Raw genomic sequence first — 428 nt, forward strand, 5'->3', positions numbered from 1 at the left:
TGGGAGTGCTCGAAAGAGAACCTGCACACAGGTGCTGCATGGCTGTCGTCAGCTCGTGTCGTGAGATGTTGGGTTAAGTCCCGCAACGAGCGCAACCCTTGTCATTAGTTGCTACGAAAGAGCACTCTAATGAGACTGCCGGTGACAAACCGGAGGAAGGTGGGGATGACGTCAAGTCCTCATGGCCCTTATGGGTAGGGCTTCACACGTCATACAATGGTACATACAGAGGGCCGCCAACCCGCGAGGGGGAGCTAATCCCAGAAAGTGTATCGTAGTCCGGATTGTAGTCTGCAACTCGACTGCATGAAGTTGGAATCGCTAGTAATCGCGGATCAGCATGTCGCGGTGAATACGTTCCCGGGTCTTGTACACACCGCCCGTCACACCATGGGAGCGGGTTTTACCAGAAGTAGGTAGCTTAACCG

Annotated in this window: 1 rRNA gene; it reads left to right on the top strand. The window is 54.2% G+C overall.

Annotated features, from left to right (window positions below):
• Positions 1 to 428 (top strand): 16S ribosomal RNA (locus GM672_RS27900); the annotation flags it as partial.

It is taken from the genome of Pseudoduganella buxea (assembly GCF_009720835.1).
In the GTDB taxonomy this organism is placed as follows: Bacteria; Pseudomonadota; Gammaproteobacteria; order Burkholderiales; family Burkholderiaceae_D; genus Rugamonas; species Rugamonas buxea.